Raw genomic sequence first — 17,207 nt, forward strand, 5'->3', positions numbered from 1 at the left:
AGCTTTGGGGGCTTCATGCAAAGCTGAAAGGGTAGTTTCCGGGGGACGACATGCGTTTCAAAGTGCTGGCCAACATTCTGGCGGGTCCCGCCACCCTAGCTCTCAGCGCCCTGTCCGCCGCGCCCACGCTGGCGCAGCGGATCGACACCATCAGCGAGCCGGCGGAGGTGCCGCCGGCCAGCTATGAGGCCGCGCAATATGTGGACAGCAAGGGCTGCGTCTTCGTGCGCGCGGGCTTTGACGATGCGGTGATCTGGGTGCCGCGGGTCAGCCGCGCTGGCGATCCGGTCTGCGGCTACGCGCCGAGCCTCGGCGCCAGCGCCCGCACCGCGACGCGCACCGTCGAAGCGCCTGCGGCCCAACCGGCCCCGAAACCCGCGCCGGCCACCAAGCCTGCCGCACAGCCGGTCGCGACGGCGACGGCTCCGGTGGCTGCCCCGGCGCCCGCTCCGGTCCGCACCACCAGCCGCACGACCTCGGCGCAGCCCATGGCCACGGTCGCCTCGAAACCCGCCAGCGCCCCGGCTCCGGTGGTCAAGGCCCCGGCCTCGAAGCCGCCCGCCGCGCCCGCGCCGCGCGTGGTTGCCACCGTACCTGCGCCGAGCCGTGCTCCGGCGCCGGTGGCCCCCGGCAGCAAGCTGGTCGGCGGGGCCTGCCCGCCGGGCTTCTCGGGCGAGATCACAAGCAATGGACGGCGCGTGCGCTGTGGCCCGCAGACCGCGCCCTATGTCACCGAGGTGCGCCGCGGCGAGGCGCCCGGACCGGGCAAGAACGTCTATTACAATCACGGCGGCGGCAGGGGCAGCTGGGAAGAGGGCGCTCTGATGGTGCCCGGCAGCACCCGCATCTTGCCGCGCAACGTCTATGAGGAAGGCCCGGCAGAGCGCACCGTGCTGCCCGCGGGCTACCGCCCGGCGTGGGAGGATGACCGGCTCAATCCGCATCGCGCGCTGCAGACCGTCGAGGGTTATTACGACAGCCAGCGCATCTGGACCCAGACCGTGCCGCGCGCCTCGACCGCCGGAACCCGTGTGACCGCGCGCGCGCCGCGGGTGCGCTTCGAAGGCGATCCCGATCTTGTTCTGGTGCAGGCCCCGCGCAGCAGCGGCGCGACCACACTCACCGCCGCAGCCTCCGACAGCGCTTCGGCGACTGCCGCAGGCCCCAAGTTTGTCGAGATCGGCGCCTTCACCACCGGCGACAAGGCCGCCGAGGCGCGCCGCCGCCTGCAGGCTGCTGGCCTGCCGGTGCAGATGCTCCAGCGCGGCTCGGACGAGATGCGCCGCCTGCGCGTCGGTCCCTACAGCGATGCCCGCGCCGCCAGCCGCGCGCTGGCGCAAGTCCACGCCACCGGCTACCGCGAGGCCTACCTGCGCTGAGCCCCGCCTCTTCTTCTCTTTAAAAATACGCAAAAAGACCCGCCGGGGATCCTGCCCAAGCGCCGGAGGGAACAGCGCGGCTTTGCCGCCTGCTCAGCCGCCGCAGATGCCCTGCAGGCGCACCCAATCGGCGTCGCTGACCACTGGCGCGCTGCCTTCTTTGGCGCGCGGATCGGCCTCGACCAGCCCCAGAACGCTCTCACCGGTGATGTCCTGCGCATAGGCGTAGGGCGAGCTGCGCAGCTCGATCTTGGCGAAGCCGTCGAGCAGCACGTTTTGCGGCAGCGAAGCATGCGGGCGGGTCAGCAGGTCTTCGGCGTAGCTTTCCAGCGCGCCTTCGGGCATCGAGCCGGTGGTCAGCAGGCGCAGGCTCGGCCAGAGCCCGGCGTGACCCAGCAATTCACCCAGCGGATCGGTCTGCTTGGCGCGCAGCGACTCGGCGAGGATATAGCCCGCCGCCACGTCCGGATCTTCGTAGTCTTCGAGCAGACTGCCAGAGACGAGGATCAGCCCGCCGGGCAGATGCGCCGTGTCGCGCACACCGTCGCGCAGCACCACCAGATCGTTGCGGCGGGCGTCTCCCAGCACGCGCGCGGCCAGATGGCGCAGCGGGCGCGCCGCCTCGGCGCTGGTGCAGGGGCGGCCCGAGACGCGGGCGATCTGCGTCAGCAGCGCCTGACCGATCTCGACGCGCTTGGCGCGGGGCACCACACGTTCGGCATGGTTGAGCAAAGCGCCGGGCAGCCACAGCAGCGCACCGGCCAGCACCAGCGCCGCCACGCCGCCGATCAACCGCAGCCGCAGCTTGCCGGGCTTCGGGCGGCGCCGCTCGATGTCACGCAGCACGCGGTCGATGGCGTCGATCATCGTCGCCTCGTCCTCGGCCAACTCCAGCGTCTCGCCGGGATCGCCATCGGGATGGTAGAGCGCCGGAGAGCGGCCCTTGTTGGCGCGCACCACAGCGGCCATCGACCAATGCGACAGCGCCCGCCCGGAGATATCCGACACGGTCAGCGTGGCATCGCCCATCGACAGGATCACCTCGCGCCGCTGAGCCTCTGGCTCGGGCCGCCAAAGCGCGGTGGCTTCGAGGCGTTGATACTCCTTGAGGGCGGTCATGCGTGGGGCGGTCTCGGGCGCGGTCTTCTCAAAAGGTTTTTCTCGCGGGCTTTCTCTGGGCCGTCTCGGGGCTGCTCAGCCTCGGGTTCGCATCTGATTACCAAGCTCCCTGCTCAGGGGCAATCGCCTGCGCGCGCCAAGGCCCTCGCAAGCGCAGGCGGCGCGGCCACGGTGGCGAAAAAGACGCGCTGTGCGGGGCGCTTGCGAATGGTCCTGCGCGGCGGGCGGCGCTAGGGTCGGCGCATGATCATCTCGCGCGGCCGTGGCTATATTTTCGTGCATATCCCCAAGACCGGCGGCACCTCTCTGGCGCGGGCGCTGGAGGCGCGGGCGCATCGCGACGATATCCTGATCGGCGACACGCCGAAGGCGCAGAAACGCCGCGGGCGGCTGCGCGGGCTGGTGCCGCGCGGGCGGCTCTGGAAGCACTCCACGCTGGCCGATATCGACGGCATCGTGACCCCGGAAGAGATCGCCCGGATGCGGCGCGTCGCGCTGGTGCGCAATCCGTGGGACCGGATGGTGAGCTATTACCACTGGCTGCAGACGCAGGCGTTCGCGCATCCGGCGGTCGCGCTGGCGCAGGGTTTGGACTTCTCGGCGTTCCTGCTGCATCCGCAGACCAGCGCCAGCCTGCGCGGCTGGCCCAGCTCGCGCTATCTGCGCGACGCGGCGGGCACCGATCGCGGCGATATCTGGATACGGCTGGAGCATCTTGGCGAGGACCTCGCGCCCTTCGAGGCGCATCTGGGCTTCGCGCTCGATCTGCCGTGGGACAATGCCTCGGACCGGCGGCGCGACTATCGCGGCTACTACTCGGATCAGCTGGCGCAGCATGTTGCGGAAAGCTGTGCCGAAGACATCGCGCACTTTGGCTATCGCTTCGGCTGACGGGCACCCAGCGCCGGAAATTCGGCCAATCCGCCGCCTTCGAGAAAAATAATGTCCATTAATGGGCAGAGGTCAGTTTTGTTAACCTTTTCTTAATTCCGGCAGGATTTGACTGGCCACGTGGCCCGGAGCGGAAGCATGTATGGGCCGCGCCAGAGGGTGGGTCTTACTGACGGTCGTTTCCGTTTTCTGTATGCTGGCAAGCATTTGATCGCAGTATTCCCGGCCCGCCCTCTGGTTTTTTTTGGCCCGCGTCCGGCCTTAGCGGATCGGGTCGAGCAACGCGTCCTTCAGGCTGCAATCCTTAACGACATCGCGGCCGCAAGGCACGGGATCGAGGTCTTTTGACAAGCACAGCCGCGCTTCTTGGATGCGCCCCGCTTGGCAGGTGATGGTCAGCATGTCGGGCTCCAGCCCCGGGTTGGCCTTCAGAAAAGCCTCTTCGACCACCTGCGCGGGCAGGGTGACCGGATCCTCCAGACGCCGCAGAACCTCGGGACGTTTGACCGCCCCATAAGCGCGGCGGGCGAGGGCGAAATACGCCTCGGCGGGCAGCCCGGCGCAGGACCCGTGCTTTTTCCACTGGTACCAAGCCAGACCGGGCGTGCCCATGATGTCGGCCATGGCGGCGGTTTCGGCGCGGCTCGGCGCGCGCACCGATGTGTCGCAATAAGAGGGGTAGCCGCGCTCATATTGCGGCCAGAGCCCGTGCAGCACCCAGCCAAGCGCGCGGTCGCATTGCGGTGAGTTGCGCGCCTCGCCCTCGAGCGCGCACCACGTCGGCGACCAGCTCAGCGACAGCACGTAATAGTCGAAACGGCCCGCGCGGTCGCCATCCGCACGGGCGGGGTCGGCGGTTCCGGCGAGAACGGCACAGGCGAGCAGGATCAGCAGGGCACGCATTTTCTCTTTCCTCTTGGGTTGCGCGCGACTATATAGGCCCGAAGTTCCCCGACAACGGAAACCCGTCCTGGAGAAGTAATCCGGGACCTCCCGAGGCCAACGCCTTGGGGGAGGGGAGAAGATTTACGTAGGAGATGACCCATGGCAAAACTGCTGCATCCCAAGGCGACCGCTGTCTGGCTCGTCGACAACACCACCCTGACTTTCAAGCAGATTGCCGATTTCACCGGCATGCACGAACTGGAAATCCAAGGCATCGCCGACGGCGACGTGGCCGGCGGCGTGAAGGGCTTTGACCCGGTCGCCAACAACCAGATCGAGCAGATCGACATCGACAAGGCCGAGAAGAATCCGCTCGCCAAGCTGAAGCTGAAGTACAACCCCGCCGCTGTCGACGAAGACAAGCGCCGCGGTCCGCGCTACACCCCGCTGTCGAAGCGTCAGGACCGTCCGAACGCGATCCTGTGGCTGGTGAAATTCCACCCCGAGCTGACCGACGGCCAGATCTCCAAGCTGGTGGGCACCACCAAGCCGACGATCCAGTCGATCCGCGAGCGCACCCACTGGAACATCCAGAACATGCAGCCGATCGATCCGGTCGCGCTGGGTCTGTGCCGCCAGTCCGAGCTTGATGCCGCCGTTGCCAAGGCCGCGAAGAACCGCGACGAGGTGATGACCGACGACGAGCGCCGCAAGCTGGTGTCGACCGAGCAGAGCCTCGGCATGGACGCCGAGCCGCGCCTGCCCTCGGCGATCGAAGGTCTCGAGACCTTCACGCTCTCCGATCCGCGCGGCGAGGACGACGAGGAAGAAGACAAGGGTCCGAGCGATTTCTCGGATGCCGACAGCTTCTTCAACCTGCCGTCGAACGATGACGACGACGAGGACGACAGCGAGGACCCGCGCGGCTGATCCGCGTCTCGCGAGGATTTCGAAAGGCCCGCCGCAAGCGATTGCGGCGGGCCTTTTCTTTTGCGGTGGTGGGCAGTTGCGCGGCCCTCACGGCAGCGATTGACGCCGCCTCATCCGAGGCGTATCGCCCGCGGCGATGCACCCGTCAGAGGTGCAGCGTGTCGCCCGCCGCGTGGCCATTTCCGGCAAATGAGCGGGCCCCTTGGAACAGACAAGTGATGCTGGGAACCGCTTTTCCCTGTGGCGATCCCGTGGCCGAGCGCCGCGCGGGCTTTGCCGAGACCCTCGCGCATCTCGGCGACATGGCCGGTGCGGTCGAGGTGCTCATGGGCGTGATGCAGATCGTGCCCGATTGGGCTGCGGGCTGGTTCCGTCTGGGCGAATGGCTCGAAGGCTGCGGCGCTGTCGAGGCCGCGGCTGAGGCTTGGGACAAGGCGGTGGCGGCCGATCCCCGCGACCCGCTCGGCGCGGGGCTGCGGCGGGGTGTGCCGGTGGCCGAGACCATGCCTCCGGCCTTCGTCGAGCTGCTCTTTGACCAATACGCGCCGCGGTTCGACCGCTCGCTGGTCGGGCGGCTGGAGTACCGCGGCCCGGAGCTGCTGATCGCCGCGCTGCGCGGGCAGGGGTTCGTCCGGGCCGAGCGGGCGCTGGACCTTGGCTGCGGCACGGGGCTGATGGGTGCGGTGCTGCGCGATCGCTGCGGCTGGCTCGTCGGCTATGACATCTCGGCGGGGATGCTGGCCGAGGCCGCGGTGAAAGGCGATTACGACCAGCTCGAAAAGCGCGACATCGCGCTGCTGGAGCTGGACGGCACGGCGCACGACCTGATCGTGGCGGCGGATGTCTTTATCTACCTCGGCGCGCTCGAGCGGGTGATCGGCTGGTGCGCCGGGGCGCTGGCGCCGGGCGGGCACCTTGCGTTCACCGTCGAGCTTGGAGACGCGCCGGTGCAGCTGCGCGAAAGCCGCCGCTTTGCCCATTCGCGCTTCTATGTCGAACAGCTTTTGGCGCAGGCCGGGTTTGTCGGGGTGGCGTTCGAAGACTGCGTTCTGCGGCAGGATCGTGGTGCCGATGTGCCCGCGCTGGTGGTCACCGCGCGGGCGCCGGTTCTGGTGCAGGACCGGGAAGGGGACGCCGCCGAAGCGCTGGCGTAAGCACCCGGCGCGGCTCAGAACCGGTAGGTGAGCCGCGCGCTCAGCGCCTCGGTGCCGTCGAAATCCGAGGCCGCCTCGATCCGCGCGCCAAAGCCGCTGCTACCCTCGAAACCAAGCCCGACGGCCAGTTGATCCTCGCTCAGCAGATCGGTCGCGCCAAGGCTGCCGCCCGCCACATACTCGAGGTCGGGCTGATCGCCGCCGTTCACCACATAGGCGGCGTAGGGGCGCAGCAGGCCGCCCTTGGCCCGCATCGGCGCACCCATTTCAAGGCGCATCGAGGTGGCATAGGTCACGCGATCCTGCACCTGGGCATCCGTGCCATGCAGCTCGTAATCCCCGGTGGCATGGCGCAGCACGTCGCCGGACACCACGAGGTCGATCCCGGTGGCCGGTGCCTCGCCCTGTTTCAGCATCGTCTCGCCGCGCAGGCTGAGGCCCAGCAGGCGGCCATTGTGGTCGGTGCTGCCGCTGACCGTGTCGGGGCTGGACAGCTTATTGTGCGTGCGCCCTATGTAGAGCGCCGCGGCATAATCCACGTCATGCGCCGCCCCGGCATAGCCCGCACCAAGGAAATACGACCGGATGCGTGCCTCGCCAAGATCGCCATCCACCTCCGACGCGCCCTGCGCGTAGCCCATGAAGGCCGACAGGCCGCTGCCGAACCCATAGCCCAGAACGGCGCCACGGCTGTTGTAATCCGAGCCCTGCGCATCGTCGGGGTTGGTGCTGCCACCGGCGGCATAGCCCGAGGTGAAAGCGCCGGGCCGCTGCGCATCCAGCGCGCTATGGCCGATGCCAAGGCCGATCTCGCGCGACAGCAGGTCCATCTGCGACAGCGAGGCGGCTTCCTGCGCCCGTGCGGCGGGCAGGGCGAGCACAAGGCTGGAGACGAAAGCGAGGGGAAGGGCGAGCGGGAGGGAGGATGCGCGGGTCATGGCAGCGCTGTAGCGCCAAGGCGGGCGCCCGCCCAGATGGCAGCTGTCACAGACGCGTTACGCTGGGGCGCACAGACGCGTTACGCTGCGGCGGGCAGGCGCTCAGAGCTTGCGACGGGCGTTGAGCGCTGCGGTGATCGTGCCGTCGTCGAGATAGTCGAGCTCGCCGCCGATCGGCACGCCCTGCGCCAGCGAGCTGAGCGCCACGCGGGTCTCAAGCTGGTCGGCGATATAATGGGCGGTGGTCTGGCCATCGACGGTGGCGTTGAGCGCGAGGATCACCTCGGTGATCCCTTCGCTCTCGACCCGCGCCACAAGCTGCGGGATGCGCAGCTCTTCTGGGCCGACGCGGTCGAGCGCCGAGAGCGTGCCGCCCAGCACGTGATAGCGCCCCTTGAAACTGCCGCCGCGCTCCATGGCCCAAAGATCGCCCACGTCCTCGACCACGCAAAGCTGGCCGTTGCCGCGGCGCTCGTCGGCGCAGATCGGGCAGATCTCTTCGGTGCCGACATTGCCGCAATTGAGGCACTCGCGGGCGCTGGCGGCGACCCGGCTCATTAGCTCGGCCAGCGGCGTCAGCTGCAGCTCACGCTTGCGGATGAGATGCAGCACCGTGCGCCGCGCCGAACGCGGCCCGAGGCCCGGCAGGCGGGCCATCATCTCGATCAGCGCGTCGATCTCGCTGCGGTCGGGCATGGGGGAGGGACCTTCTGTGCCGCGGCCCGCATCCGCGGGACCTCGCAGAGCGCCTTGCGGCGCTCCGCTCTGTCCGGCCATACGCGGGGCCTGCGGCGGGCGCCTTAGAACGGCATCTTCATGTCGGCGGGCAGGCCCATCTCTTCGGTGAGCTTGCGCATCTCCTGCTCGGCGCGCTCCTGCGCCTTGGCCTGCGCGTCCTTGACCGCGGCAAGGATGAGGTCCTCGACCACTTCCTTGTCGTCGCTGTTGAAGATCGAGGGATCGATGTCGAGACCCTTGAGCTCGCCCTTGGCGGTGGCCGTCGCCTTGACGAGGCCCGCACCGGACTCGCCGGTGACCATCGTGGTGTGCAGGCCTTCCTGCAGCTCGGCCATCTTGCCTTGCATCTCCTGCGCGGCCTTCATCATCTTGGTCATATCGCCAAGACCGCCCAATCCTTTGAACATCTGATCTCTCCTGTCTGAGGCTTGGTTCTCTAGATACGGATGACACCGGCAGGCGACAAGGGCGGGGCTTGCGTATTTGCGGAACAATGAAGGGCGGGCGCGGGCCAAAAACACCGCGCCGTGAGTATTTGGGGAAAGATGAAAGCGTCTTGGCGCCCGGCATGGCGGGCGCCGATCTTACTTGCCGTCGCGGCCCGCGGCCTCGTCGAGCAGCCGGGTGAGCAGCAGCGCGGCGCCGCCGATCATCAGTGAGCGACCGAGCGAGTCGGTGACATTGGTGGGCGCGAAGGCGGCCACGTGATCGCGACTGGTGAGCGCCGCGCGGCGGGCCTTCGAGCGGCGGGGCAGGTTGCCGAACTGGCGCGGCTCGGGCACATGGCCGATGCGCGGCTTGGCCTTCAGCAGCGCCGCGCCGATCGCCAGCAGGCCGCCGGCAAAGAGCATCGGGGCAAGGCGCTCGCGGCGGCTGGCGGGCAGCGCGTCGTTCACGCGGGCGCGCAGCGCGGGCAGGCTGGCCTTATGGGCGAGGTCGGTGGCTTTGCTGGTGTCGAAATTCATCGCGGGTCCTCCGGGTGTGAAAAAGGTCAAACCCGGAAGCGCCCCGGATGTTCCCGGCTCAGTCTTCCTCGAAGGGATCCCATTCGTCCTCGACCTCGGGCAGCGCCTCGACGGCGGCCTGCTGCTGCTCGGCCTCTGGGGTGCGGATCTCGACGATCTTGGCCTTGGGGAAAGCGGCGATGGCGGCTTGCACCAGCGGGTGTTGCTCGGCCTCGGCGCGCAGCGCCAGCTCGGCGGCATCGCGTTTCTCGACGATGGTCGGCGTCTCGCAGCCATTGACCAGCGAGACCCCCCAGCGCGCGCCGGTGAAGCGCTGCAGCGCGCTGCCGAGACGCTGCGCCAGATCGGGCGACGCCTTGGCGGCGGGGGTGAACTCGATACGCCCCGGCTGATAGGCGGCAAGGCGCACGCCGCCCTCGACCTCGACCAGCAGCTTCACGTCGCGGTTGGCGCGGATCAGCTCGAGCACATGCTCGAAGGTGGGATAGCGGGCGAGCGCATTGTTCTGGGCCACGGCCGGGACGGCGTTGCCGTAGCTGGCACCGGACATTGCACCCGACATCGCACTGGGACCGGCGGGGCCGGGATGGGTGGGCTGCGCCGCGCTGCCATAGGCCTGCGTGCTGCCGCCCTGCGCCGGGGTGCCGCCCGCAGGCGCATGGGCGTAGCCACCACCGCCGGGGCCCGGAGGCGGCGGCGGGGGCGTGTCCTGCAGCTTGCGCAGCAGTTCCTCGGGCGAGGGCAGCTCGGCCACATGGGTCAGCCGGATCACCGCCATCTCGGCAGCCATCATCGCGTTGGGCGCCTGCGCCACTTCTTCCAGCGCTTTCAGCAGCATCTGCCACATGCGGGTGAGCGGGCGCATTCCGAGGTTCTGCGCCAGCGCCGCGCCGCGGGCGCGCTCGTCGGGGCCGACGGTGGGATCCTCGGCGGCCTCGGGGGTGATCTTCACCACCGAAATCCAATGGGTCAGCTCTGCCAGATCGCGCAGCACCGCCATCGGGTCGGCACCTTCGGCATATTGCTCGGACAGTTCGGTCAGCGCGCCCGGCGCGTCGCCATGCATGATCTTCTCGAAGAGATCCATCACGCGGCCACGGTCGGCGAGGCCGAGCATGGCGCGGACCTGATCGGCGGTGGTCTCGCCCGCGCCGTGGCTGATCGCCTGATCGAGCAGGGACGTGGCGTCGCGCGCCGAGCCTTCGGCGGCACGGGTGATCAGCGCCAGCGCATCATCGGTGATTTCGGCGCTTTCACGGCTGGCGATCTTGCGCAGCAGGTCGATCATCACCTCGGGCTCGATGCGGCGCAGATCGAAACGCTGGCAGCGCGAGAGCACCGTCACCGGCACCTTGCGGATCTCGGTGGTGGCGAAGATGAATTTCACATGCGCGGGCGGCTCTTCCAGCGTCTTGAGCAGCGCGTTGAATGCGCTGTTCGAGAGCATGTGCACCTCGTCGATGATGTAGATCTTGTAGCGCGCCGAGGCCGCCCGGTAGTGCACGCTGTCGATGATCTCGCGGATGTCGCCGACGCCGGTGTTGGAGGCGGCGTCCATCTCCAGCACGTCCACATGGCGGCCTTCCATGATCGCGCGGCAATGCTCGCACTGGCCGCAGGGCTCGGTGGTGGGCCCGCCGGTGCCGTCGGGGCCGACGCAGTTCATGCCCTTGGCGATGATCCGGGCGGTGGTGGTCTTCCCGGTGCCGCGGATGCCGGTCATGATGAAGGCCTGCGCGATGCGGTCGGCCTTGAAGGCGTTCTTCAGGGTGCGCACCATGGCATCCTGCCCGACGAGATCGGCAAAGGTCTCGGGGCGGTACTTGCGGGCGAGAACCTGATACTTGGGGCTGTCGTCAGTCATGGAATCCGTGGCGCTCCTTCGGTCGCGGCCAAGGTAAGGCGGGGGAGGGAGGAGGTAAAGCGGGCCGTCGGGAATGGGCGTCCACAAGGCGCCGATCCGTCGGACCCGCGCCACAGTCCTTTGCCACTCACACTTGCCGCCCATGGTGCCCACTTCCCCAAACCCCACCGCTCTGCTATGACCGCCGCAGGCCCGCCGGCAGGGGGCCGCCCGGTCCGCGGAAAGCGCCCGCACCTGCCTTTGCGAGCCGATCTCAAATCATTCGGTTTCACTCCTGCCCGGACCAGCGGACCATCGGGCGATGACGGAGGACACCGGCATGCTCTTTCCCGACCCCTTTTCTGGGCCGACCCCATCCATCGACGATCTGCGCCGTGAAGCGCGCCGCCTGCACAAATCCTATGAGGCGGGCGACCGCACCGCGCGCGAACGGTTGCGCGACGCACCGCCGCGCGGCGACGACCGGCCGCTCAAACGCGCCGATTTCCTGCAGGTCGTGGCGCGTGAGCGCGGCTATGAAAGCTGGCCCAAGCTCAAGCTTGCGGCGGAGACGCAGGGGCTGGACCGCGCGGCGCGTATCCAGCGGCTGAAGATCGCGCTCTATCACGGGCAGATGCCGGTGGTGGAGTGGCTGTTGGCGGAGACGCCGGACCTTGCGGACGGGCATTTCGGCCTGCTCTGCGCGCTGTGCGATCTGCCGTCCGTCGAGGCGGCGCTGGCGGCGCGCCCGGAGTTGGCGACTGCGCGCTTCGGTCCGCGCAGCGCGCTGCTGCATCTGGCCTTTTCACGCTGGCAGACGCGCCAGCCAGAGGCCAAGGCTGCCGCGCTGCAGATCGCCCGGCTGCTGGTCGCCTATGGTGCCGATGTCAACGATGCCGAAGAGATGCCGGGCGGCGTACGCCATTCGGCGCTCTACGGGGCGCTCTGCCACGGGCGGAACATCGAACTGGCGCGCTGGCTGCTGGCGCAGGGGGCCTCGGCCAATGATGGCGAGTCGCTCTATCACTCGGTGGAGCCGGGGGGCGGCGAAGCGCTGGCGCTGCTGCTGGACCATGGTGCCGATCCTCGGGGCACGAACGCGCTGCTGCGGGCGCTGGATTTTCACGACCACGGGGCGGTGCAGCTGTTGCTTGCGCATGGGGCCGACCCGAATGACGCCGCCGCGCCGATCCCGGCCCTGCACCACGCCGCGCGGCGCGGCTGCGACCGCCGGATGATCGATCTGCTGTTGGAAGCGGGGGCCGATCCGGCGCGGGAGTGGCGCTGGAGCACGGCCTATGCCTATGCGCGAGTAATGGACTGCGCGCCCTTGGCCGAGGCGCTGGAGGCGCGCGGGCTGCAAAGGCCGCTGTCTCGCGAAGAGGCGTTGATGGCCGAGGCGGCGCAGGGGCGCACCACCCCCGGTGCCTTCATCGACCCCGCCGCGCTGCCGCCCGCCTATGACGGGCTGATGCGCGATCTGGCGGACCGTCCGGAGCGGCTGGGACAGATCAAGGCGCTGGTGGCGCTTGGCCTGCCCTATGACGCGCCGGATGCGCTGGATGGTGTGCCGCCGGTGCAGGCCGCGGCTTGGGGCGGTCATCCCGAGCTGCTTGGCTATTTCCTGTCGCTGCGGCCCGACCTCGGCCATGTGAACCACCACGGCGGCACGCTGCTCGGCGCGCTGCTGCATGGCGCGGATCATGCGCCGGAAGGGTCGGGACGCGATCACCTCGCCTGTCTGACGCTGCTGCTGGACCACGGCGTCGCGCTGCCGCGCAAGGCAATGGCGATGGTCGGGCGGAGCGATCTGGCCGCGGCGCTGGCCGCATGGGCCAAGGCGCATCCCGGGCAGCTCGTCTGAGCTGAAAGGGTGGCCCTTAGGGCTCGCCATATGCGGGAAATTTGTTCCCTAAAGCCCCGGCAGCGCCTATCATCGGCGCTGCCGGCAGGCATTTTTTCATACAAGGAATTTTATCATGCGACTGAGAGGTGTGCGCCGCAGCAGCAATGTCGAAGACCGCCGCCGGTCCGGTGGCGGGCGCGTTGCCGTAGGCGGCGGGCTTGGCGGTATTGCGCTGCTCGTGGTTCTGGCGATCGGCTATTTCGCCGGTGTCGACGTCACGCCGCTGCTCAACGACAGCACGATGCAGACCTCTTCCGAGCCGCGCGAGCTTACGCCGCAGGAACAGCTGGCCGGCGAGTTTGCCGCGCAGGTGCTCGCCACCACCGAGCAGGTCTGGGGACAGGTTCTGCCCGAGCAGGCGGGGATCGACTACCGCCCGCCGGTGCTGGTGCTGTTCTCGGGCCAGACCGCCTCTCCCTGCGGCGGTGCGAGCGGGGCCACCGGGCCGTTCTACTGTCCGTTGGATCAGCAGGCCTATCTAGACACCGAGTTCTTTGCCACCATGGAACAGCGGCTTGGCGCCGAGGGCGATTTCGCCGCCGCCTATGTGATCGCCCATGAGGTGGCGCACCATGTGCAGAACCTTCTGGGGATCCTGCCCGAGGTCGAGAAGCTGCGCCAGCAGGCCAGCGAGGTGCAGGCCAACGCCCTGACCGTGCGGCTGGAGTTGCAGGCCGATTGCTTGTCGGGGGTCTGGGGCAGCCATGTGGATGGCATCCTCGAGCCGGGCGACGTGGAAGAGGCGCTCAACGCCGCGCGGATGATCGGTGATGATCTGTTGCAAAAGCGCGCCGGGCGGGTGCCGCAGCCGCATACGTTCACCCATGGCACCAGCGCGCAGCGCTCGGGCTGGTTCGCGCGCGGCTATGAGGCCGGGAACATCGCGGCCTGCGACACATTCTCGAGCGATGACATCTGAGCCGATGATCATCTACGCGCTCCCGGTCTCGGAGGGCATTCTTGCCATCTCGCCGATGCCGGGGGCGGGGGGCGATTTGCCGGGGGATGTGGCGCATGTGACCGAATGGCGCCCGGCGATGGTGATCACCCTCGTCACCGAGGCCGAACTGCAGGCCGCAGGCGCGGGCCTGCTCGGTACGCAGGTGCAGGATCACGGCACGCGCTGGGTGCATCTGCCGATCCCCGACTTCGGCACGCCGCCCGAGCGTATGCGCGCCCGTTGGCCGGAGGTCAGCGCGCAGGTGCTGCGGGCGCTGGCGGGCGGCGGGCGCGTGCTGGTGCATTGCCGCGGCGGCTGCGGGCGATCGGGGATGGTGGCGCTGCGGCTGATGATCGAGGCGGGCGAGGCTCCGGACGAGGCGCTGGCGCGGCTGCGCCACCTGCGGCCCTGCGCGGTGGAGACCGAGGCGCAGATGGACTGGGCCATGCAGGCGCCGCGCGGCGCCGCGCTCTTCCTGCGCCATATGGACTGAAGCCGCGAAGCGCCGCTGCGTCAGCGCATTGCAACGCCGTCCGCGCCCGGCTACATCGCAGGTAAAGGAGCCAGCCCACGCCAGCCCGACCCTTCCCGGATCGTTCAGGAGATGGCGCATGGACCTCAGCCGCAGACGCTTTACCACATCATTGACCGCCCTTGCGGGGCTCGCAGCGACCCCCGCGCTGGCGCAGCGGCGGCAGCCCCCGGTCAGCTTTCCGCTTTTCGACGCGCCGCCAAGCAGCCACGCGCTTGCACAGTTCGACGTCACCGCCGACGGGCTTGGCTATCGCCTGTTCATCGCGGCGCCGCGCGGCGCGGCGCCCTCGGGTGGCTGGCCCTCGCTGTGGATGCTCGACGGCAACGCCGCCTTCAGCCGCCTGAGCGCGGCGCAGCTGACAGCGCATCCGGGGCTGGCGGTGGTCGGCATCGGATATCCCATCGAAGAAGGTTTCGACGGCGCGGCGCGCGCCCGGGACTACACTCCGAAACCGCTGGAGACGCCAAAACATGGCCGCGGGCGGGGTTGGGAGTTTGGCGGGCAGGCGGCGTTCCGCGCCCGCCTGCTGGGGCCGCTGGCCGCGGCGCTTGCAACGCATGCCCCGCTCGACCCGGCGCGGCGCTCTTTGTGGGGGCACTCCTATGGCGGTGTTTTCGCGCTGGCGACGCTCCTGTCCGCGCCCGGGTCCTTCCGCGCCTATATGCCGATCAGCCCATCCACCGGCTTCGGCGGAGGCGCATTGCAGGCGATGGCCGCCGGGGCGCCGCAATTGGAGCGTGGCAGGGCGGAGGTTCTGATGATGCTCGGCGACAATGAGCATCGCTCGGGAACGCCTGACCTGCCCGAGCCGCGGCCCAATCCCGACACGATGGCGATGGCCGAGCGGCTGGCGCAGCGGCCCGACCTGCACGTGCAACTGGAGGTGCTGAAAGGGCTGGGCCACGGCGCGACCTTCGCGGCGTCTTTCCCGCGCTGTTGCGCGCTGGCGGAGGCGTGAGAGGTCTTGCTCAGGGAAAGACCAGATACCCTCCGCGCCCGCCGTCGAGCGTGAAGCTGGCGCTGCTGCCGGTGCCTTCCTCGGGCGTGGCGAAAAGCGCGTTGCCCTGCGCCCCGTCGGTGCAGGCCAGCGCCGAGCCCATGCTCGGGAAAATCGCGGGCGGGCCGTCGAGTTGGCCGAGACAGGTGACGCGGGTCTCGGGCAGGGTCAGCAGCAGCACGTAATTCTCGCCGTCGGAACTGAGCACCTGCGCCAAAGCCGCGCCGCCGCCGTTCATCTCGCCCACGCCCTGCAGGGCTTGGCCGGGCGCGGTGCTCGGCGTCGCCACGGGGGCGCGCTCGACCATCGGCGGCTGCGTGACGCGGGAGGCGGTGGCGGGCGGCGCGCTGACGACTGGCGCGCTCACGACCGGCGCGCCGGGAGAGTTGCGGATCTGCCGGGTTCCGGCCGGGCTGTTCCGCTCGATGGTCATCACCGGCTCGCGCACCGATCCATCGGCGCCGGGCAGGTTGGCGCCAAGATCAAGCGACAGCCCAAAGCCGCCGCCATAGGCTGGGCCGTAGCCGCCGCCGCCGGACCATCCGGGCCATCCGGGGCGCTGCGGCCAGTGGGGCCGGCCCGGGCGATGGGGACGGTCCGAGGGCGAGCCGGGACGCCAATCGGGGCGCCAGTCGGGCCGTGAGGGCCAGCGGAAAGGCCGCTCGACGCTTTGCGCGGCGTCGATGTTCTGCGGCGAGACCTGCGCCGCGACGGGCGCAGAAACGCCGGGCAGCAGCGGCAGGGTCAGCAGGGCAACAAGGCAGGCGATCCGGTGCATCGGCGCGGCTTTCGGCTGGAATGGCTCTTTGCTCACAATGACATGGAAGGCGCGGTCGTGGAAGGGGAGGGCCCGCGCACCCCCTTCCGTCGCACGGCGTGGCCAAAGGGTGGGGGCGCTGCCCCCGCCGCGCGATGCGCGACTCCCCCGGCGTATTTTGAAAGAGAAGAAGCGGGCGGCTCAGCGCTGGGCGAGGCCCGCGGGATCGAAGGCGTGGATCTGCGCGGGATCGAAGGCGAGGCCGCAGCGCGCGCCGGGGGTGAGGCCGGTGTCGCCCTGCGCCCGCACCGTCAGCTTGCCCGCCTCGCCGCAGTCGGCGATCACATAGGTGTCGGCGCCAAGGTATTCGAGCACGTCCACCGTGCCGTCGATCTGTCCGCTGCCGGGCTCGGTCAGGGTGATATGCTCGGGGCGGATGCCGATCTGCTCGGCGCCTGCGGGCATCGGCGCGGCGAGGCGCAACCCGGGCGTCGTCGCGGCAAAGACGTTCATCTTCGGCGAGCCGATGAACTGCGCCACGAAGAGGTTGCCGGGCCGCTCGTAAAGCTCGCGCGGGCTGCCGACCTGACTGACCCGCCCCCCTTCCAGCACCACGATGCGGTCGGCCAGCGTCATCGCCTCGACCTGATCATGGGTGACATAGATCATCGTCGAGCCGAGCGCCTGATGCAGTTTGGCGATCTCGTAGCGCATCTCGACCCGCAGCGCCGCGTCTAGGTTCGACAGCGGCTCGTCAAAGAGGAAGGCGGTGGGGTCACGCACGATCGAGCGGCCAATGGCGACACGCTGGCGCTGGCCGCCCGAGAGGTCCTTGGGCCGCCGCTCCAGCAGCGGTTCCAGCTTCAGCACCCGCGCCGCCTCATCAACCTTGGCGGTGATCTCGTCCTTGCTGGCGCCCGCGGCCTTGAGCGAGAAGCCCATGTTCTCGCGCACCGACATATGCGGGTAGAGCGCGTAGCTTTGGAACACCATCGCCAGCCCGCGCTGCGCCGGCGGCTCGGCGGTGGCGTCGCGCCCGCCGATGACGATCTGCCCGCGCGAGGTCTCCTCGAGCCCGGCGATCATCCGCAGCAGGGTGGATTTTCCGCAGCCCGAGGGGCCGACGAAGATGATGAATTCGCCCTCGTCGATGGCAAGGTCGACGCCCTTGATCACCTGCGCGTCGCCGTACCATTTCTCGACGGAGTTCAGCTCGATCCCAGCCATGTC

General features: G+C 69.2%; 17 protein-coding genes. 8 read left to right on the forward strand and 9 right to left on the reverse strand.

Annotation, left to right across the window (positions count from 1 at the left end):
* The first annotated feature begins 50 nt into the window (after window positions 1-50).
* Window positions 51-1,379: an SPOR domain-containing protein gene (locus ACXAD2_RS23930; RefSeq protein ID WP_475176032.1), complete on the forward strand. Its 1,329-nt coding sequence runs from the start codon at window positions 51-53 to the stop codon at window positions 1,377-1,379.
* Between the two features lie 93 nt (window positions 1,380-1,472).
* Here the strand turns inward: ACXAD2_RS23930 and ACXAD2_RS23935 are convergent, their stop codons facing one another.
* A complete protein-coding gene (locus ACXAD2_RS23935) occupies window positions 1,473-2,498 on the reverse strand; it encodes a hypothetical protein (protein ID WP_475176036.1) in 1,026 nt (341 codons plus the stop codon).
* 243 nt (window positions 2,499-2,741) lie between these two features.
* Between ACXAD2_RS23935 and ACXAD2_RS23940 the strand changes: the two genes are divergently transcribed.
* Window positions 2,742-3,389 (forward strand): sulfotransferase family 2 domain-containing protein, encoded by a 648-nt coding sequence (locus ACXAD2_RS23940; protein ID WP_475176039.1) that lies wholly within the window; start codon window positions 2,742-2,744, stop codon window positions 3,387-3,389.
* Window positions 3,390-3,650: 261 nt separating this feature from the next.
* Here ACXAD2_RS23940 and ACXAD2_RS23945 read toward each other — a convergent pair whose 3' ends face one another.
* Window positions 3,651-4,292, reverse strand: a complete 642-nt coding sequence (locus ACXAD2_RS23945; protein ID WP_475176045.1) for a ribonuclease T2 family protein — start codon at window positions 4,290-4,292, stop codon at window positions 3,651-3,653.
* A gap of 141 nt (window positions 4,293-4,433) precedes the next feature.
* Between ACXAD2_RS23945 and ACXAD2_RS23950 the strand changes: the two genes are divergently transcribed.
* Window positions 4,434-5,204, forward strand: coding sequence for a DUF1013 domain-containing protein (locus ACXAD2_RS23950; RefSeq protein WP_066108754.1), 771 nt, complete (start codon window positions 4,434-4,436; stop codon window positions 5,202-5,204).
* A gap of 218 nt (window positions 5,205-5,422) precedes the next feature.
* Window positions 5,423-6,358 (forward strand): class I SAM-dependent DNA methyltransferase, encoded by a 936-nt coding sequence (locus ACXAD2_RS23955; RefSeq protein ID WP_475176053.1) that lies wholly within the window; start codon window positions 5,423-5,425, stop codon window positions 6,356-6,358.
* Window positions 6,359-6,372: 14 nt separating this feature from the next.
* Here ACXAD2_RS23955 and ACXAD2_RS23960 read toward each other — a convergent pair whose 3' ends face one another.
* The 5 genes from ACXAD2_RS23960 to ACXAD2_RS23980 form a co-directional block, all read right to left on the reverse strand.
* Window positions 6,373-7,296 (reverse strand): hypothetical protein, encoded by a 924-nt coding sequence (locus ACXAD2_RS23960; RefSeq protein ID WP_475176057.1) that lies wholly within the window; start codon window positions 7,294-7,296, stop codon window positions 6,373-6,375.
* A gap of 102 nt (window positions 7,297-7,398) precedes the next feature.
* A complete protein-coding gene (recR, locus tag ACXAD2_RS23965; RefSeq protein WP_164185201.1) occupies window positions 7,399-7,992 on the reverse strand; it encodes a recombination mediator RecR in 594 nt (197 codons plus the stop codon).
* Window positions 7,993-8,096: 104 nt separating this feature from the next.
* Window positions 8,097-8,441 carry a YbaB/EbfC family nucleoid-associated protein gene (locus tag ACXAD2_RS23970; protein ID WP_066108765.1) on the reverse strand — a complete coding sequence of 115 codons (345 nt, stop codon included), beginning with the start codon at window positions 8,439-8,441 and terminating at the stop codon, window positions 8,097-8,099.
* A gap of 177 nt (window positions 8,442-8,618) precedes the next feature.
* Window positions 8,619-8,999, reverse strand: coding sequence for a hypothetical protein (locus ACXAD2_RS23975; protein ID WP_475176064.1), 381 nt, complete (start codon window positions 8,997-8,999; stop codon window positions 8,619-8,621).
* A 58-nt stretch (window positions 9,000-9,057) separates the two neighbouring features.
* On the reverse strand, window positions 9,058-10,863 hold the full coding sequence (locus ACXAD2_RS23980; protein ID WP_475176067.1) for a DNA polymerase III subunit gamma/tau: 1,806 nt from the start codon (window positions 10,861-10,863) through the stop codon (window positions 9,058-9,060).
* 301 nt (window positions 10,864-11,164) lie between these two features.
* Here ACXAD2_RS23980 and ACXAD2_RS23985 point away from each other — a divergent pair, with 301 nt between their 5' ends.
* From ACXAD2_RS23985 to ACXAD2_RS24000, 4 genes are all read left to right on the forward strand, one after another.
* Window positions 11,165-12,706 carry an ankyrin repeat domain-containing protein gene (locus ACXAD2_RS23985; protein ID WP_475176069.1) on the forward strand — a complete coding sequence of 514 codons (1,542 nt, stop codon included), beginning with the start codon at window positions 11,165-11,167 and terminating at the stop codon, window positions 12,704-12,706.
* A gap of 115 nt (window positions 12,707-12,821) precedes the next feature.
* Window positions 12,822-13,667, forward strand: coding sequence for a KPN_02809 family neutral zinc metallopeptidase (ypfJ, locus tag ACXAD2_RS23990; RefSeq protein ID WP_475176071.1), 846 nt, complete (start codon window positions 12,822-12,824; stop codon window positions 13,665-13,667).
* 4 nt (window positions 13,668-13,671) lie between these two features.
* Window positions 13,672-14,181, forward strand: a complete 510-nt coding sequence (locus ACXAD2_RS23995) for a protein-tyrosine phosphatase family protein (RefSeq protein WP_475176075.1) — start codon at window positions 13,672-13,674, stop codon at window positions 14,179-14,181.
* A 118-nt stretch (window positions 14,182-14,299) separates the two neighbouring features.
* Window positions 14,300-15,181, forward strand: coding sequence for an alpha/beta hydrolase (locus ACXAD2_RS24000; protein ID WP_475176081.1), 882 nt, complete (start codon window positions 14,300-14,302; stop codon window positions 15,179-15,181).
* Window positions 15,182-15,191: 10 nt separating this feature from the next.
* On the opposite strand, the gene ACXAD2_RS24005 is transcribed toward ACXAD2_RS24000, so the two are convergent.
* The gene (locus tag ACXAD2_RS24005) at window positions 15,192-15,998 is read right to left on the reverse strand and encodes a hypothetical protein (protein WP_475176083.1); all 807 of its coding nucleotides are present in this window, start codon (window positions 15,996-15,998) and stop codon (window positions 15,192-15,194) included.
* Window positions 15,999-16,178: 180 nt separating this feature from the next.
* Window positions 16,179-17,204, reverse strand: coding sequence for an ABC transporter ATP-binding protein (locus ACXAD2_RS24010; protein ID WP_475176089.1), 1,026 nt, complete (start codon window positions 17,202-17,204; stop codon window positions 16,179-16,181).
* Between the last annotated feature and the right edge of the window lie 3 nt (window positions 17,205-17,207).

Source organism: Salipiger sp. ABN3_019, assembly GCF_056158605.1.

What these genes read in the sequence shown, in the direction of transcription:
- ACXAD2_RS23930 (WP_475176032.1), top strand. Translation starts at nt 51, where the DNA reads ATGCGTTTCAAAGTGCTGGCCAACATTCTGGCGGGTCCCGCCACCCTA.
- ACXAD2_RS23935 (WP_475176036.1), bottom strand. Translation starts at nt 2,498, where the DNA reads ATGACCGCCCTCAAGGAGTATCAACGCCTCGAAGCCACCGCGCTTTGG.
- ACXAD2_RS23940 (WP_475176039.1), top strand. Translation starts at nt 2,742, where the DNA reads ATGATCATCTCGCGCGGCCGTGGCTATATTTTCGTGCATATCCCCAAG.
- ACXAD2_RS23945 (WP_475176045.1), bottom strand. Translation starts at nt 4,292, where the DNA reads ATGCGTGCCCTGCTGATCCTGCTCGCCTGTGCCGTTCTCGCCGGAACC.
- ACXAD2_RS23950 (WP_066108754.1), top strand. Translation starts at nt 4,434, where the DNA reads ATGGCAAAACTGCTGCATCCCAAGGCGACCGCTGTCTGGCTCGTCGAC.
- ACXAD2_RS23955 (WP_475176053.1), top strand. Translation starts at nt 5,423, where the DNA reads ATGCTGGGAACCGCTTTTCCCTGTGGCGATCCCGTGGCCGAGCGCCGC.
- ACXAD2_RS23960 (WP_475176057.1), bottom strand. Translation starts at nt 7,296, where the DNA reads ATGACCCGCGCATCCTCCCTCCCGCTCGCCCTTCCCCTCGCTTTCGTC.
- recR (WP_164185201.1), bottom strand. Translation starts at nt 7,992, where the DNA reads ATGCCCGACCGCAGCGAGATCGACGCGCTGATCGAGATGATGGCCCGC.
- ACXAD2_RS23970 (WP_066108765.1), bottom strand. Translation starts at nt 8,441, where the DNA reads ATGTTCAAAGGATTGGGCGGTCTTGGCGATATGACCAAGATGATGAAG.
- ACXAD2_RS23975 (WP_475176064.1), bottom strand. Translation starts at nt 8,999, where the DNA reads ATGAATTTCGACACCAGCAAAGCCACCGACCTCGCCCATAAGGCCAGC.
- ACXAD2_RS23980 (WP_475176067.1), bottom strand. Translation starts at nt 10,863, where the DNA reads ATGACTGACGACAGCCCCAAGTATCAGGTTCTCGCCCGCAAGTACCGC.
- ACXAD2_RS23985 (WP_475176069.1), top strand. Translation starts at nt 11,165, where the DNA reads ATGACGGAGGACACCGGCATGCTCTTTCCCGACCCCTTTTCTGGGCCG.
- ypfJ (WP_475176071.1), top strand. Translation starts at nt 12,822, where the DNA reads ATGCGACTGAGAGGTGTGCGCCGCAGCAGCAATGTCGAAGACCGCCGC.
- ACXAD2_RS23995 (WP_475176075.1), top strand. Translation starts at nt 13,672, where the DNA reads ATGATCATCTACGCGCTCCCGGTCTCGGAGGGCATTCTTGCCATCTCG.
- ACXAD2_RS24000 (WP_475176081.1), top strand. Translation starts at nt 14,300, where the DNA reads ATGGACCTCAGCCGCAGACGCTTTACCACATCATTGACCGCCCTTGCG.
- ACXAD2_RS24005 (WP_475176083.1), bottom strand. Translation starts at nt 15,998, where the DNA reads ATGCACCGGATCGCCTGCCTTGTTGCCCTGCTGACCCTGCCGCTGCTG.
- ACXAD2_RS24010 (WP_475176089.1), bottom strand. Translation starts at nt 17,204, where the DNA reads ATGGCTGGGATCGAGCTGAACTCCGTCGAGAAATGGTACGGCGACGCG.